The organism is Acidovorax sp. (genome assembly GCF_046341535.1).
In the GTDB taxonomy this organism is placed as follows: Bacteria; Pseudomonadota; Gammaproteobacteria; order Burkholderiales; family Burkholderiaceae_C; genus Acidovorax.
The window spans coordinates 70,960-86,073 of the sequence record NZ_JBKDRI010000099.1; the positions used below are offsets into that span (position 1 = coordinate 70,960).

A 15,114-nucleotide genomic window follows, 5' to 3' on the forward strand; every position below is an offset into this window, starting at 1 on the left:
GTCCTAGCCCAGCACCCGCTGCAGCCGCGCTACAGCGTCCTGCAACTGCGCCATGGAGTTGGCAGTCGAAAAGCGGATAAAGCGGGCAGTGTCTGCAGTGCCAAAGTCGCGCCCTGGCGTCACGGCCACGTGGGCGCGGCGCATCAGCTCAAAGGCGGTATCCCAACTGCCCTGCACCCCCAGCCGCGCAGCGGCATCGGTGCAATCGGCCCAGGCATAGAAGGCGCCGTCGGGCATCACGGGCACATGCAGGCCCATGCCCCTCAGGGCAGGGATGAAGAAGTCGCGCCGGGCCTTGAACTCGGCGCGGCGACGTTCGTATTCGGCAATGCTCTCGGGCTCGAAGCAGGCCAGGGCGGCATGCTGCGATACCGTGCTGGCGCAGATGAAGAGATTTTGCGCCAGGCGCTCCACCACCGGCACCATGGCATCGGGCACGACCATCCAGCCCAGGCGCCAGCCGGTCATGTTGAAGTACTTGCTGAAGCTGTTGATGCTGATGATCTGGTCGTCGATGGCCAGCGCAGTGTGGCCGAAGGCATCGTCGTACGAAAGGCCCAGGTAGATCTCGTCGATGATGGTGATGCCATGGTGCTCGCGCACCACGTCATGGATGCGGCGCAGTTCGTCGGGCGCGATGGAGGTGCCCGTGGGGTTGGAGGGCGAGGCCAACAGCACGCCACGCGTCTTGCTGCCCCAGGCGGCGCGTACCTTGTCGGCGCTGAGCTGATAGCGCTCCTGGGCGGTGGTGGGCAGCAGCACGGCGCGGCCCTCGGCAGCGCTCACAAAATGCCGGTTGCATGGGTAGCTCGGGTCGGGCATCAGGATCTCGTCGCCTGCCTCGATGAGTGCCAGGCAGGCCAATTGCAGCGCAGCCGATGCGCCCGCCGTGACCACGATACGGTGCGCGGGCACGGTCACGCCGAAACGGCTCTGGTACCAGCCGCTGATGCGTTCGCGCAGGGCTTGCAGGCCCAGCGCATTGGTGTACTGCGTGGTGCCATCGCGCACGGCTTTGGCAGCGGCTTCCTGCACCCGTGGCGGCGCGGTGAAGTCCGGCTCGCCAATGTTCAGGAAGATCATCGGGTTGGCGCTGCCCGCCACCTCGCTTGCCAGGGTCTGCGCGGCCTTGGCAACCTCCATCACATAAAACGGTTCGATGCGCTCGGCGCGGGTGGAAAACTTCATGGACAGACATCCTGCCCGCGCTTTGGCGGGCGTTGTTCAGGGTTGCGGCAGGCGCGCTGCCGGGCGGTCGCAGGCGTTGCGGCGGCGCGTGCCGTGCATGGGTCAGGTGCCGGATGCAGCCGCGCCTGCCACGCCTGCCGATGCCTTGTCGGCCGCCACCTCGGCCGCACGCAGGCGCGGGGCCAGGCTGTTGAGCACGGCATTGACGTACTTGTGGCCGTCGGTGCCGCCAAATTCTTTGGCCAGCTCGATGCATTCGTTGAGCACCACGCGCCACGGCACGTCCGGGCAGTTCTGGAACTCATAGACGCCGATCCACATGGTGGCGTGCTCGATGGGCGAGATCTCGGCCATCTTGCGGTCCAGCAGCGGGGTGATCAGCGCGTCCATATCGGATGCGGCGGCGATGCTGCCGTGCAGCAGCGCGTCGTAGTGGGCGGAGTCGGCCTTGTGAAAGCCTGACAGGTCGCGCGTGAAGGCGTCGATGGCCGCAGCCTCGTTGCCGCCCACGATGTGCTGGTACAGCGCCTGCAGAGCGAATTCGCGCGCGCGGCTGCGGCTCGATTTGGACGCCGTCTTGCGCGCGCCGGGGGACTTGGGGCCGGTGCGCGAAGGCTTGGAGGGCCGGGTGCCTGCCGATGCAGCTGCGTTGTCGATGGGGGTGTGTTCGCTCATGACAGTTCGTCCAGCAGGTTGGCCATCTCCACGGCCACGCGGGCGGCGTCGGTGCCTTTCTCGGTCTGGCGGGCGATGGCCTGCTCGAGGTTCTCGGTGGTGATGATGGCGTTGGCAATCGGGATTTGGTAGTCCAGCGACAGGCGGGTTACCCCTGCGCCAGATTCGTTGGCCACCAGCTCGAAGTGGTAGGTCTCGCCGCGGATGATGCAGCCCAGGGCAATCAGCGCGTCGTAGTCGTTGCTTTCGGCCATCGCCTGCAGGGCGATGGGCACCTCCAGGGCACCGGGCACCAGCACGTGCTTGATGTTTTTTTCTTGCACGCCCAAGGCCAGCAGCTCGGCGCGGCAGGCCGCCGCCAGGCTGTTAGTGATACCTTCGTTGAAACGCGCCTGCACGATGCCGATGTGCAGTTTCTTGCCGTCCAGGCGGTCTGCGTTGCCTTTGTCTGCACCAAACATGTGTGAGTCTTTCTTTGAAAACCGGTTGACTATTGCGTGCCTCTGCCAGCGGGGTGGTGTGGGGCAGTGCGGGGTGGCTCAGCCGCCCGAGGCCTGGGCTTCCTTGGGGATGAAGCCCGTGATTTCCAGGCCGTAGCCCGCCATGCTGGGCATGCGCCGGGGCTGGCCCATCAGCGCCATTTTGTGCACGCCGCATTCACGCAGGATCTGCGCGCCGACGCCGTAGGTGCGCAGATCCATGCGGCCGCGCTCAGGCGCCTGGGCCGACCGTGCGGTGCCTTTGAACTGGGCCACCATCTGCTCGGCGCTTTCACCGCAGTTGAGCAGCACGGCCACGCCTTTACCTTGACTGGACAGGTACTTCAGGCTGGCATCGAGCCCCCAGGAGTGCATGGAGCGGTCGACCTCCAGCGCATCGAGCACCGACAGCGGCTCGTGCACACGCACGGGCACCACGTCATCCGGATTCCACTGCCCTTTGACGAGCGCCAGGTGTACGGCCTGGCTGGGTTTGTCGCTGAACGCATGCGCTGTGAACTCGCCATAGGCGGTCTTGAGCTTGCGTTCGCCGATCTTCTCCACCAGCGATTCGTGGCGGCTCCGGTATTCGATGAGGTCGGCAATGGTGCCGATCTTCAGGCCATGCTCGGCGGCAAAGAGCTGCAGGTCGGGCAGGCGGGCCATGGTGCCGTCGTCTTTCATGATCTCGCAGATGACCGACGACGGGCTGCAGCCTGCCATGGCGGCGAGGTCGCAGCCCGCTTCGGTGTGCCCTGCGCGCATGAGCACGCCACCGTCCACGGCTTGCAGCGGGAAGATGTGGCCAGGTTGCACCAGGTCGGTGGGCTGGCTGTGGTGGTCCACCGCCACCCGCACGGTGCGGGCGCGGTCTGCGGCCGATATGCCGGTGGTCACGCCTTCAGCGGCTTCGATCGATACCGTGAAGGCTGTGCTGTACACCGTGCCGTTGCGGGCTGCCATGGGGGGCAGCTTGAGGAATTCGCAGCGCTCGCGCGTGAGCGTCAGGCAGATCAGGCCGCGGCCAAAACGGGCCATGAAATTGATGGCCTCGGGCGTGACATGGTCGGAGGCCAGCACCAGGTCGCCTTCGTTTTCGCGGTCTTCTTCATCCACCAGGATGACGATGCGCCCGGCGCGCATTTCGGCCACGATGTCTTGCACCGGCGAGATGGGCACTGGGGTGAGGGGAGTGTTCATGCATGGGGCTTTCGTTGGGCCACTGCAACGCAGGTCCCGTGGCCGGACTGCGCTGGCGCGGCCCGTGTCTCACCCAAAGAACATGCGTGCGGCGCTGCCGCTCGTCTGAGGGGCCCGCTACCCCGAGTGCAGCAGGCCCGCAAAAGCGGCAATTTTAGTTCACCGCCCCACCTGCGCAGAGCGTTGGAACAAGAATCTCTGCCGCCGGCCCGTGCTCTTCAGATGGACTGCGCCTGCAGCACCACGTCGGACGTCGGGTACGCCACGCAGGGCAGCACGCAGCCTTCGGCCTTTTCTTCGGCCGTGAGCCCGGGCCACTCGATGTCGTAGCGCACCGCGCCCTTCAGCAATTGCCCCAGGCAGGTTCGGCAGGTGCCGTTGCGGCACGAACTGGGCCAGTCGATGCCGCCGCCTTCCAGCGACTGCAGCAGCGGTTGCTCGGGCCAGGCATCGCATTGCAGGCCGTCGGGCTCCACCGTGGCGATGAAGAAGGGGGCGTTGGGTTGGCTCATGGGGAAAACTCGGTGTGGAGGCAGGTCGATGGTGGAGGGTGACAGGTGTCGTCAGGACCGCGCCCACACCAGCAGAAGGTTGTTGGCAGGCATGGCGTGGCGGGCTTGCAGGGCCAGGCCGCAGGGCGCGGCCACGGCGGCAATGTCCTGAAGGCGGCGTATGCCCCATGCGCTGTTCTGGGTGCGCAGGCTGGCATCAAAGTCGATGTTGCCAGGCGTGGTGGGTACGCCGTCTTCCAGATAGGGTCCATAGGTGACCAGCCGCCCTTGAGGGGCCAGATGGCGCGCTGCGCCCTGCATGAGTCCGGCGCAGCACGCCCATGGCGCAATATGCAGCATGTTGGCGCAGTAGATCAGGTCGAACGCGTGGGCGGTGAATACTTCGCCCTGCAGCGGCCAGCGTGGGCTCAGCACGTCCAGCGCCAGGGGCGGCAGCACATTGGTGGCGCCCGCATTGGCAGCCCTTGCAGCGATGGCCTGGAACAGGCCGCCTTCCACGTCGGTCGGCTGCCAGGTCCAGCCCGGCAGGGCCGCTGCAAAGTGGGCGGCGTGCTGGCCGGTGCCGCTGGCAATCTCCAGCGCAGTGCCGTGGTCGGGCAGCAGTGCGCGCAAGAGGGCAGCGATCGGGCCCTGGTTGCGCTCGGCGGCCGGGCTGTGGGGCAGGTCTGCACTGTGCATTTGTAGTGAATTAGGCGGGGAGCGCACGCATTATAGGGGTTCGATGCTATCGTTAAAATAGCAATCTTCGAGATGGCGTGGCGCGCAGTTGTGGCTGCGTGCCAGCGGCCCGTGTGCTGCTTTTTTGGGCGGCGCAGGCATTTTCATTACAGATCAAGCACTTGGCGCGGCCATACAGCGCTTGTTCAGAGTTATCCACATCATTGTCCCCGCCGGACCGGCATAACCACGGTTGGGCGAGACCGGTGAGGCTTCCGAAAGCGTGGAGCGGGTGCACATCGCAGATGCCTGTTTTTTGGGCGATGCAAGGAAATTCTTTTCAAATCAATGGCTTACGGTGGTCATACCGCCGTGGTCCCGGGTTATCCACAGTTTTGTCCCTCGCAGATCGGGATAACGCGTGGGGGGTTGATATTGCATTGCTTAATTCGCGTGCAGTGCAACCCTGAGCGTGCACAGCCAACCCGGTCGGTACGCATGATCGGGCTTGTGGGCGGTGATCCGTGTGCCGGTCCTGCGGCCTCACGCAGGACCCGCAAGGCAACGCAGCCCAGGGCGTGAACGGGGTGAGTCCCTGCGCGCTGGCATCGGACCCCGCGCGCATGCAGTGCAGTGCAGTGCTACACCATGCTCGATAAGCTGGCGTCATACGCGCTTGTCCGCGGCGTGCTAAGTTCCGGGCCGACACAAGAGACGGGCCAGATTCAAACCATGAGCACACTGCAAGAGAGACTGTCCGCATATTCCGCGGACGCGCTGGGGGGCATTCGCCGCGGCATCGAGAAGGAAGGACTGCGTGTGTTGCCCACTGGCGGCCTGGCCCTCACGCCGCACCCGCTGGCACTGGGCTCGGCGCTCACGCACCCGCTGATCACCACCGACTACAGCGAATCGCAACTGGAACTGATCACCGGCGCGCACCGGGGCGTGCAGCAGTGCCTTGATGAGTTGACCGAGGTGCACCAGTTCGTGCATCACACGCTCAGGGATCACGGCGGTGAACTGCTGTGGGCATCCAGCATGCCCTGCGGCCTGCCGACCGACGAGACCATTCCGCTGGCCCGCTATGGCAGCTCCAACGTCGGACGCGCCAAGAGCGTCTACCGCATGGGCCTGGGCCACCGCTATGGCCGCCGCATGCAGACCATCTCCGGCATCCACTACAACTGGTCGATGCCCGGCGTGGACAGCGAGCAGTACTTTGCGCTCATCCGTAACTTCCGCCGCCATGCGTTTGTGCTGCTGTACCTGTTTGGCGCATCGCCCGCGCTGTGCCCCTGCTTTGTGGAAGGGCGCGAGCACCGGCTTGAGGCCATGCCGGGTGGCTGTGCGCTGTACCTGCCGCACGCCACCTCGCTGCGCATGGGTCGCCTGGGCTACCAGAGCGACGCGCAGGCCACGCTGGCCGTGAGCTACAACGGCCTGACGGGCTACGCCAACTCGCTGCACGAAGCACTGACCAAGCCATATCCCGCCTACGAGACGGTGGGCATACGCAACCCGGGCGGCGACTACAACCAGCTGGGCACCAGCCTCTTGCAGATCGAAAACGAGTTTTACGGCACCATCCGCCCCAAGCGCACGGTACGCACCGGCGAGCGCCCGCTGCATGCGCTGCGCGAGCGGGGAGTGGAATACGTTGAGGTCCGCCTCATGGACCTGGACCCGTTCGTGCCTGTGGGCATCACCGCGCCCACCATGCGGCTGCTGGATGTGTTTTTGCTGCACTGCCTGCTGTGCGACAGCCCGCCCGACACGCCCGAGGAAATCGCCGAGCTCAAGCACAACCAGCACCTCACGGCCGAGCGCGGCCGCGAGCCAGGGCTGCAGCTCAAGCGCAACGGCCAGAGCATTGCGCTTTCCACCTGGGGCGATGAGGTATTGGCCGCCTGCGAGCCCCTGGCCGCCGCTCTGGACGCCACGCACAGCACGGCTGACTACACCGCCGCCGTGCGCGATGCGCGCGCCCTGATGGCCACACCCGAGCGCACGCCATCGGCCCGCGTGCTTTACGAGATCGTGCGCCACCACGACCACAGCTTCGAACACTTTGCCCGCCAGCAGTCCGAGAAGGCGCGCGATGCGCTGCTGGCCCTGCCGTGGACGCCCGAGCAGCGGGCGCGCCATCTGGCCATGGCCGTTGAGTCCATCGTGGCGCAAAAGGCCATTGAAGCCGCCGACACGCTGCCCTTTGAGGCGTGGCGCGAGCGGTACATGTCGGTCAAAGAATTGGGTTGACCGCCCGAGCGTCGTTGCCGCCTCCCCCGAGGGCAAAGTCGTAGCCGGCCCACCAAGGCCAGAGTCGCCCCTGCGCTGGCCTGTGCGTCGTCCCGTGTTGCGGCGCATGTTGCGCGTGGGGTGGGATTGCTATGAGTTTGATAGCTGTAAACCCAATACCATCAGGCGCAAATGGGGTATTTTTGCTTGAAATTCAGCCCTGCAGCGCCAGCAGCGCCTCCTGCCGCCAGTGTTCAGCCGCTGCCAGAAACCCCTCCCACACGCAGCCGTTGCAGCCGCGTCCGCAGCAGGTCGTGGGCTCGGGCGGCGGGTCACGCAGCGGGGTGCCTGCTGCGGCGGCTCGCTGTTGCAGGGCCGCGAACATGGCCCGTGCCGTGGCGGCATCCACGGGCGGCAGCGGCAGGGGCGAAAGCGTGGCGCTCACGGTGCCTTGCGGGCCGCCCGGGCGCGGCGCACCCCGTACTGCACGCCAAACGCCAGGCCCAGCACCAGCGCAAACCAGCCCACCACCGTCGCCTGGGCCATCATCTCGCGCACGCTGCCCGAGCGCGCAACGTAGGGCGCCAGCAGAATCACAAGGCCAATCAGGGTGCAGGTCACGCCCTTCAAGAGCAGCTCCTTGTCGGCCCGGGTGGCGGCTGCGGAGGCGTTGGTGCGTGGAGCGGGCATGGTGTCGGAAAATCAGGTGCAGGCTGGATCGGGACGACCCCGATTATCCTTGCCACCCCAGCCACGCCCGCCCGGCCCTTTTTGGTCACGGGCCGCAGGCACCGCCCCAGACCACCCGAGAAAGACCCCCTGCATGGCCATCCAATGGTTTCCCGGTCATATGCACCTGACCCGCAAAGCCATCACCGAACGCATCAAGGACATTGATGTGGTGATCGAGGTGCTGGACGCGCGCCTGCCCGGCTCCAGCGCCAACCCGCTGCTGGCCGAGATCACCGGCCACAAGCCCACGCTCAAGGTGCTCAACAAGCAGGACGTGGCCGACCCTGCGCGCACCGCGTTGTGGGTGGACTGGTACAACGCCCAGAGCGACACGCGCGCCGTGCCGCTGGATGCCTGCGACCCGGCGCCCACGCGCAAGCTGATCGACGCCTGCCACCTGCTGTCGCCCAGCCGTGGCGGCATGGCCAAGCCCATGCGCGTGTTGATCTGTGGCGTGCCCAACGTGGGCAAGTCCACGCTGATCAACACCCTGAGCAACAAGCGCCAGGCCAAGACGGGGGACGAGGCGGGCATCACCAAGCTGGAGCAGCGCATCACCCTGGCCGACGACTTCTATCTGTGGGATACGCCCGGCATGTTGTGGCCGCGCATCATCGTGCCCGAAAGCGGCTACAACCTGGCTGCCAGCGGTGCCGTGGGCCGCAACGCTTACGACGAAGAGCTGGTGGCGCTGGAGCTGCTGCGCCGTTTGCAGCAGCACTACGCGCCGCTGCTGGAGGCCCGCTACAAGCTGGGTCTGCCTGCGGGGGCCATGGCCACGATGCAGGACGACGAATTGCTGCAAGCGATTGGCCGCAAGCGCGGCGCGATGCTGGGCGGCGGCCGGGTCAACCTGCAAAAGGCGGCCGAAATCGTGATGACGGATTTCCGCACCGCCATCCTGGGCCGCATCACGCTGGAGACACCCGCCGAATTTGAAGCCTGGCGTGCTGCAGGGCTGGCCGAGGACGTCAAGCGCCAGGCCAAAAAGGACGCGCGGGCCAAGTCCAAAGCCAAGGGGTCCGGAAGGCGCGATCCGGACGCGGGCGACGCACCTCCACCCGATTGATCCCGCCCGCGCCTGCTGACCGCTCGGTTGGATGCCTAAAACAGCAGGTTACGCCCGGCAGATATGAGCTGGATGCTATCTTTTGCGTAGCGTTCCGGCGTTTGCTGGCATGCGTGGCAACCGCCTACTTGTTCTTGTCCTTGCCGCGCGGGATGATCGTGGTCACGGGCGGCATCGGCCGGTCAGAGACGCTACCTTCTTTGGGGATGGACGTGTCCTTCTTGGGCTTTTTTGCCATCTTGTTGCTGCGCTGTTCGCCTTTGGCCATGTTGACTCCTGAAAAGGTTCTGGATTGAAAACGTGCCTCATCGTACGGCACAAACTGGCGAAGCTCAGTCCGGTGCCGCCTCTGGCGCGGCGTGCAGACGGGCCTGTAACCCGCGGTAGAACCGCAGCAGCCGTGCGATGTGGTCGGCAGCACAGGGCGGGAAGGGTTCGCGCTGCTCGCCCTGGCGCTGCGCGTACGTGAACGCGACCACGGGCGGGCCCTCGCGGGCCTCGTCCACATCCATCTGGTAGGCGCTGTGGCTATGGTCGGCCGGGTCACCGGGTGCGTCTTCGCCGTTTTTCCAGCTGAACTTGAGAGCCCGGCCCCAGGGCTCGCCGTCATGCATGCAGGGCTGGCGCGCGCCCAGCCACACATTGCCCTCCCACCAGCCGTTGTGCGCGTCATCCCACCAGTTGCTGCAGCGCTCGGCAAACACCGGCAGGCTGGTGAAGTCCTCCATGGCTGCCGCCGTGATCTCTGCCTGCAACTGTCGCAACAGAGGGTAGCGCGCGCGGTGCTGCCCCACGCCACGACGCACATAGTCCAGCACGCCGCGCCAGGCATGGGTGCAGGCCTGCCAGGCATCGGGGTGGTGGCTGGCGTCCAGCGGTTGCCAGGGCCCGGGCTGGCCCGCCGAATATGCGCGGAACGCCAGCGTCAGGCGTGGCGCTTTAGGCACGCGCCGCAGCCGGACTCCGGCCGCCAGTCGCGCCCGCAACCCCGTGCGCACGGGCGCCTTTTGCACCGAAAGATGGAAGTCCCAGGTCTTCCACACCGTGATGTGGATGTGGTCGTCGCACGCGTCGCCGTTGGCATCCTCATGCTGGCGGCACAGCAGGAAATCCGTCTGCCCGAACCAGCCCATCGCCGTGAACTGCTTGTGCGGAATGACGGGTGAGCGCAGCGCGGCGCGGATGTTGTGGATGCTGATGTCGGAATCTGCCAACCCTTCGTCGGCCATGGGCAGGGCGGCGCGGATCGCTTCGCTGCTGCGGGCTGCGCCGCCTGCACTGCGCACAGCGGCCAGCACGGCCTTGCGGTCCAGCAGGTCAGCCACGCCGTGTTCGCCGTCGCTCAGCCCATTCAGGAGCGCGGTGGGGAACACCGCGCCCACTGCTTCGCAAGAAAACTCGGCCAGATGCGGGCCGCCACGCACCTCGTCGATGAGAAAACTGATGTCTTGCGTCGCCGCAAAGTGCAACCCATGACCGCCGGTGAACACGGCCACGCGGGCATGCACAGCGCCCCGCACCGCCAGCATGCCCTGATCGCCTTGGCACCACAGCAGGTCGGCAATGTGCAGGGCTCCATCAATGTCCAAACGGGTACCGGCCAGCACGGCATTGCGTGCATGCAGACTGCCTGTGACGACGATGTGCGCGGGCAGGGCAGGGCCGCTGTTGCCATCGTCCGGCTGCGGCTCGTTATTGGCGGTGAGCGAGCCGTTCAGATAAAGGCTTGCCTCGATTAGCACGAGGCCGATGTCCAAGCCCCTCGCGGGCGCGTGATGGCCGCCATGAAGCTGCGCATCCCCCAGAGCAGCCCCATCGGGCAGCGCACCATCCACCCATGCGCCCAGGTCGGTCAGCGGATGATTGAGATCAAGGTGCGTCAGGTACACATCGTCCGTGATGTGCAGCGCCAGACCATCGGCTTGATTGACCAGAGGGCTGCCCGCCGGTAGGCGATGGGCCACTTCGGCCAGGGGGCAAATTCGGGCGGATGGCATGGGCGGCAAAGGCAGTGCGGCGGCGGGCCATGGTACACCCTGCGACAGCGCCGAGGCGGCTTTGGGTGGACAATGCAACGCCGTTCTTTCAATGCCTGTCCATGAGCCTGAACCCGCCCGTTTTCGAAGTCCTGCCCCGCGACCTGTCGGCCTACCGCCAGGGCAATGTGGGCATCGACTACGTGCACCGTTTCGAGTCCGGCCAACCCGGCCCGCATGTGCTCATCAACGCACTGACGCACGGCAACGAGATCTGCGGCATGGTGGCCGCCACCCACCTGCTGGACACCGGCGTGCGCCCGCTGATCGGCACGCTCACCATCAGCTTTGCCAACGTGGCCGCGTATGAGTCGTTTGACCCCGCCCGGCCGTTTGAAAGCCGCCAGTTGGTGCACAACCTCAACCGCATCTGGTCCGGCGACGAGCTCGATGGCACAGCGGAGAGCCCGGAACTGCTGCGCGCGCGTCAGCTTCGGCCGGTGGTGGCGGCGGCCGACCATATCCTTGACATCCACTCCACCAGCCAGAACGTACAACCCTTTTGGGTGTACCCCGCCTATGCGCGCAATGCCCATGCGGCCTTGGGCATTGGCACGCCGTCGGTGCACCTGGTCATGCCCGGCGGGCTGGGCTCGGGCACGCCGCTGATCCAGCATGGTCGCCACGGTCAGCCCCACGGTGACGGCGTGGCTGTGGTGGTGGAATGTGGCCAGCACTTCCTGCAGTCGGCCGCTGACACAGCGACGGCCGTGGCGCTCGATTTTCTGGCGCATTTCGGTTTGATGGCCCCGCGCACCACGGCCCGCCCCACGGCCGCGCCGCGCCGGTATGAGCTGCTGGAAACCTGCATGGTGCGCACGCCGGACTTCCGCTTCATTCGGCCGCTGATCGGCTTTGAGGTGTTTGCCAAGGGCGATCTGATTGCCACCGACGGAGCGCAGGAGATCCGCGCCCTCTGCGATGACTGCACTGTGCTCATGCCCACGCGCGAGCCCATCGTGGGGCGCGAGGCCGTGTACCTGACGCGGCCGATGTAGGCTGCCAAAGTGCCGGGGGGTGGCCGTGCGAGCTGGCGTGAGGCCCGTGGGTACAGCCGCATGGGCCCGGGGACGAGCCGGGCGGACTCAGGGCGGTAGTACGGGCGGCGTGCGCTCCTGCCGCACCAAATACAGGCCGCTGCCGATGATGATGGCGCCGCCCAGCAGCGTTGCGATGCCGGGTACTGTGTGCCACAGCACCCAGTCCAGCCCCATGCCCCAGGCCAGGGCCGTGTACTCAAACGGCGCCACCACGGAAGCCTGCCCGTGGCGGAAGGCCTCAGTGATGCTCAGTTGCCCCAGAAAGCCAGTCACCGCCAGTCCCGTCACAAGCGGCCAGTGGGCCTGATGCACGGACACCCAATCGGGCAGTGCCAGGGTACCCGCCCCGAGCGCCAGCAGCACGGTGGTCCAGAACACCAGGCTGGCGCTGGAATCAGTGCGACTGAGCAGCCGGCCCGTGACGGCCGATACGGCATATCCCAGAGCCGATCCCAGAACCGCCAGCGCCCCCAGTGTCAAGAAGGCGTCCTGACTGGGCCGCAGCGCCACCAAGACACCCACCATGCCCATCGCAATGGCCACCCAGTGCGATGCCCGAACCCGCTCGCCCAGGATCACTGTGGAAAGCACCGTGATGAGCAGCGGCGCAATGAAAAACAGCGTGTACGCCTCGGCCAGGCCGAGGTCCTTGAGCGCGTAGGCAAACAGCGCCAGCATGCTCACGTTGAGCGCACCCCGCAGCAAATGCAGTGGCCAGCGCACCTTGAGCAGCCCGCGCACCTCGCCCCGCCACAGCACATAAAGCGCCACCAGCGGCAGTGCAGCCCAGCCGCGCAGCGCAGCGACCTGCATGGCTGGATAGCTTTCCGTCAGCGTCTTGAGGAGCGCGTCCATCACAGAAAAAAAGCCAACCGCCGCCACCATGGCAACAATGCCGCGCAGATTGGCCTGCGCGGTCGTGGAAGTCGTGGGGTGCATGGGTAGAAAGCGACGGGCTACGGAACGGCCGCAAAGTGTAGGGGATGCGAGTCTGCACCGCGTGACAGGCGTTGGCGCATGGTTATGCGCATGCCGCCGCACACCGACGCCGCGAACCGCGCTGCCCTGCCGCCCTGCACGGGCTGCCCAAGCGTGTGGCCTCTGGGTCGATGCGCCCGGCCGACGCATCCATCGCTGGCATGCCTGAAAAGCCCGCCTTCCGGCCTAGCTGCCGTCGCGTGCCGTTTATCCGGGTGGGTCTGCCGCGGCCGAGCCGCCTGGCAGAACCTCCCACGGAAAAAGGGCCAGCAGATGTTGCCAGTCGGCCGTGGGAGCAGATGGCATCGCACCTCCACCTTGGCCCTTACCAGGCGGCCACGGCAGCCCACTGTCCAATCGCATCACAGCACCCGTGATCGGGTGCGACAACGTAAGCTGCCATGCATGCAGCCAAAGCCTCTGTTGGCCCAGTCGCGCCGCCCACCAGCGGTTGAGCGGCCCCTTGCCATGCGTGGCGTCGCCGATGATGGGGTGGGCAATGTGCTTGAGATGGCGGCGGATCTGGTGGCGCCGCCCGGTGGTGGGGATCGCCTCGACCAGTGACACTCGCGTGGTGTCAAACCGGCCGTCGCTGGCCTCGGGCAGCGTGAGCTGTGCCAACCTTCGAAAACTCGAGCGGGCCTCCTGCACGGGCGCATGCTCGGGGGCGTCGTCGGGCTTGAGGGCATAGTCCACCTCGATCGCCTTGGGTGCCCAGCCGCGCACCAGGGCCAGGTAGCGCTTGTGCATGGCCTGGTGCTCAAATGCCTGCGACAGCGCACGCGCCGCATCGCTGTGCAGCGCCATCACCAGGACGCCGCAGGTTCCCTTGTCGAGTCGGTGCACGGGGTACACATGCTGGCCCAGTTGGTCGCGCAGGGTTTGCATCACGAAGCGGGTTTCGCCCGCATCAAGACCTGTGCGGTGCACCAGCCAGCCCGCGGGCTTGTAGACGGCCACCAGGTGCTCGTCGCGCCAGAGGATGTGCAAAGGGTGGTGCATGGCAGGGTGCATGGGTGGGGGCGGCGCAGATTGTGCAGCACACGGCACGGCCCGCGCATGCGCCGTCAAACCCCTGCATGCCAGCATGACAAGCGCTTGGGGTTGCTGCCCATGAAGCGAGGCCCAGACCGCGCCACTTTGTGCCTTCGACCGGCGGGGCGCCCTGGCATCGCCCAGGGCACTGTGTTGGCGCGGGGCGCCCGCCAAGCCACCACCGCCTGACGCGCGACAATCGCGGGACCATGAAACAGACCATCCTCCCATTGCAGCTGCTGTGCGCGCCTGACAAACACGACCCCGCGCCCCTCATCCTGTACCACGGCCGCGGATGCGCCGATGGTTTTGGCGCTGCCCTGGCGGCCTGGATGTTCTATGGCGATAGCGCCGAGTACCTGGGTCTCGACCATGGCGACATCGTCACCATCGACGACCTTCCCGATGTGCGCGGCCGGGCCGTTTATATCCTGGATTTTTCGTTTTCTGCCGACGTGATGGTGGCGCTCGACGAGCGCGCGGCCAAGCTCGTGATGCTGGATCACCACAAGAGCGCAGCCGAAAAGCTCACTGGTTTTGCCTGCCGCTGCGGAGTGGTGCACTTTGATATGAACAAGTCGGGCGCTCGCCTGGCCTGGGAGTTCTTCCAGCCACTCATGCCGGTGCCGCCGCTCTTGCAGTACGTGGAAGACCGCGATATCTGGAAGTGGGAGTTTGCGCAGAGCGCGGGCTTCTTGTCAGCGCTGGACATGGAGCCCCAGTCGTTTGAGCGCTGGCGCGACATTGCCAGCTTCACGCCCGCGCAGTTGGAGCAGTTCATGGCGCGCGGCGCAGCCATGGACGAGAAATTCCGCAAGCTTGCGGCCGACATTGCCGAAGGCGCGCAGCCGCTGGTATTCAATGGCGTGCCGGGGCTGATGGTCAATGCCCCGGGCATGTTCCACAGCCTGGTGGGCGACATCCTCTCGGCCCAAAGCGGCACCTTCGGATTGATGTGGAGCGCAGGCGCCCATGGCGTCAAGGTGGGCCTGCGGGCCCAGCGCAACTTTGACTGCATTGCCCTGGCGGAGAGCATGGGCGGCGGCGGGCACGCCCAGGCCTGTGGCTTCAAGATGAAGGCACAGCGACTGCCCGAACTGCTCGGCGGCACCTTCAACGCCTGACGCTGGCCCCCTAGGAGCCTGTCGGACTTGGAAATCGTCGGCTGCAAATCGACCGCAGCGGTCCATTTTTAACCGCCTTTTTGCCCCATGGCTCGGCTATGGGGCTGCAAATTCGGCAAAAACTGTCCTCGCTGGGGCCGATTTTCGCTTT

General features: G+C 66.2%; 16 protein-coding genes. 4 read left to right on the forward strand and 12 right to left on the reverse strand.

Features of this window, described 5'->3' with window-relative positions; genetic code table 11:
* Nucleotides 1–3 precede the first annotated feature (3 nt).
* From ACK543_RS07175 to ACK543_RS07200, 6 genes are all read right to left on the reverse strand, one after another.
* Nucleotides 4–1,188 carry a pyridoxal phosphate-dependent aminotransferase gene (locus ACK543_RS07175; protein WP_409942157.1) on the reverse strand — a complete coding sequence of 395 codons (1,185 nt, stop codon included), beginning with the start codon at nucleotides 1,186–1,188 and terminating at the stop codon, nucleotides 4–6.
* Nucleotides 1,189–1,290: 102 nt separating this feature from the next.
* On the reverse strand, nucleotides 1,291–1,863 hold the full coding sequence (gene nusB / locus ACK543_RS07180; protein ID WP_409942158.1) for a transcription antitermination factor NusB: 573 nt from the start codon (nucleotides 1,861–1,863) through the stop codon (nucleotides 1,291–1,293).
* Nucleotides 1,860–2,324: a 6,7-dimethyl-8-ribityllumazine synthase gene (ribH, locus tag ACK543_RS07185; RefSeq protein WP_409942159.1), complete on the reverse strand. Its 465-nt coding sequence runs from the start codon at nucleotides 2,322–2,324 to the stop codon at nucleotides 1,860–1,862. Before ribH ends, nusB begins: the two co-directional genes overlap by 4 nt.
* A 78-nt stretch (nucleotides 2,325–2,402) precedes the next feature.
* Nucleotides 2,403–3,542, reverse strand: a complete 1,140-nt coding sequence (ribBA, locus tag ACK543_RS07190) for a bifunctional 3,4-dihydroxy-2-butanone-4-phosphate synthase/GTP cyclohydrolase II (protein WP_409942160.1) — start codon at nucleotides 3,540–3,542, stop codon at nucleotides 2,403–2,405.
* 218 nt (nucleotides 3,543–3,760) lie between these two features.
* A complete protein-coding gene (locus tag ACK543_RS07195; protein WP_409942161.1) occupies nucleotides 3,761–4,054 on the reverse strand; it encodes a 2Fe-2S iron-sulfur cluster-binding protein in 294 nt (97 codons plus the stop codon).
* A gap of 51 nt (nucleotides 4,055–4,105) precedes the next feature.
* Nucleotides 4,106–4,732, reverse strand: coding sequence for a DUF938 domain-containing protein (locus ACK543_RS07200; protein WP_409942162.1), 627 nt, complete (start codon nucleotides 4,730–4,732; stop codon nucleotides 4,106–4,108).
* Between the two features lie 711 nt (nucleotides 4,733–5,443).
* Between ACK543_RS07200 and gshA the strand changes: the two genes are divergently transcribed.
* A complete protein-coding gene (gene gshA, locus ACK543_RS07205) occupies nucleotides 5,444–6,970 on the forward strand; it encodes a glutamate--cysteine ligase (RefSeq protein ID WP_409942163.1) in 1,527 nt (508 codons plus the stop codon).
* Between the two features lie 193 nt (nucleotides 6,971–7,163).
* On the opposite strand, the gene ACK543_RS07210 is transcribed toward gshA, so the two are convergent.
* Together ACK543_RS07210 and ACK543_RS07215 are read right to left on the reverse strand one after the other, a co-directional pair.
* Nucleotides 7,164–7,334, reverse strand: a complete 171-nt coding sequence (locus ACK543_RS07210) for an oxidoreductase-like domain-containing protein (RefSeq protein WP_409942180.1) — start codon at nucleotides 7,332–7,334, stop codon at nucleotides 7,164–7,166.
* A 56-nt stretch (nucleotides 7,335–7,390) separates the two neighbouring features.
* Nucleotides 7,391–7,639: a hypothetical protein gene (locus tag ACK543_RS07215; protein WP_409942164.1), complete on the reverse strand. Its 249-nt coding sequence runs from the start codon at nucleotides 7,637–7,639 to the stop codon at nucleotides 7,391–7,393.
* Nucleotides 7,640–7,772: 133 nt separating this feature from the next.
* Between ACK543_RS07215 and ylqF the strand changes: the two genes are divergently transcribed.
* On the forward strand, nucleotides 7,773–8,750 hold the full coding sequence (gene ylqF, locus ACK543_RS07220) for a ribosome biogenesis GTPase YlqF (protein WP_409942165.1): 978 nt from the start codon (nucleotides 7,773–7,775) through the stop codon (nucleotides 8,748–8,750).
* A 124-nt stretch (nucleotides 8,751–8,874) separates the two neighbouring features.
* On the opposite strand, the gene ACK543_RS07225 is transcribed toward ylqF, so the two are convergent.
* Nucleotides 8,875–9,018 carry a hypothetical protein gene (locus tag ACK543_RS07225; RefSeq protein ID WP_409942166.1) on the reverse strand — a complete coding sequence of 48 codons (144 nt, stop codon included), beginning with the start codon at nucleotides 9,016–9,018 and terminating at the stop codon, nucleotides 8,875–8,877.
* Nucleotides 9,019–9,082: 64 nt separating this feature from the next.
* The gene (locus ACK543_RS07230) at nucleotides 9,083–10,747 is read right to left on the reverse strand and encodes a hypothetical protein (protein ID WP_409942167.1); all 1,665 of its coding nucleotides are present in this window, start codon (nucleotides 10,745–10,747) and stop codon (nucleotides 9,083–9,085) included.
* A gap of 101 nt (nucleotides 10,748–10,848) precedes the next feature.
* Here ACK543_RS07230 and ACK543_RS07235 point away from each other — a divergent pair, with 101 nt between their 5' ends.
* A complete protein-coding gene (locus ACK543_RS07235; protein ID WP_409942168.1) occupies nucleotides 10,849–11,784 on the forward strand; it encodes a succinylglutamate desuccinylase/aspartoacylase family protein in 936 nt (311 codons plus the stop codon).
* 87 nt (nucleotides 11,785–11,871) lie between these two features.
* On the opposite strand, the gene ACK543_RS07240 is transcribed toward ACK543_RS07235, so the two are convergent.
* Nucleotides 11,872–12,765 (reverse strand): DMT family transporter, encoded by an 894-nt coding sequence (locus ACK543_RS07240; protein ID WP_409942169.1) that lies wholly within the window; start codon nucleotides 12,763–12,765, stop codon nucleotides 11,872–11,874.
* Between the two features lie 246 nt (nucleotides 12,766–13,011).
* Nucleotides 13,012–13,806 (reverse strand): pseudouridine synthase, encoded by a 795-nt coding sequence (locus ACK543_RS07245; protein ID WP_409942170.1) that lies wholly within the window; start codon nucleotides 13,804–13,806, stop codon nucleotides 13,012–13,014.
* Nucleotides 13,807–14,048: 242 nt separating this feature from the next.
* On the opposite strand from ACK543_RS07245, the gene ACK543_RS07250 reads away from it, so the two are divergent.
* Nucleotides 14,049–14,963 carry a DHH family phosphoesterase gene (locus tag ACK543_RS07250; RefSeq protein WP_409942171.1) on the forward strand — a complete coding sequence of 305 codons (915 nt, stop codon included), beginning with the start codon at nucleotides 14,049–14,051 and terminating at the stop codon, nucleotides 14,961–14,963.
* The last annotated feature ends 151 nt before the right edge of the window (nucleotides 14,964–15,114 follow it).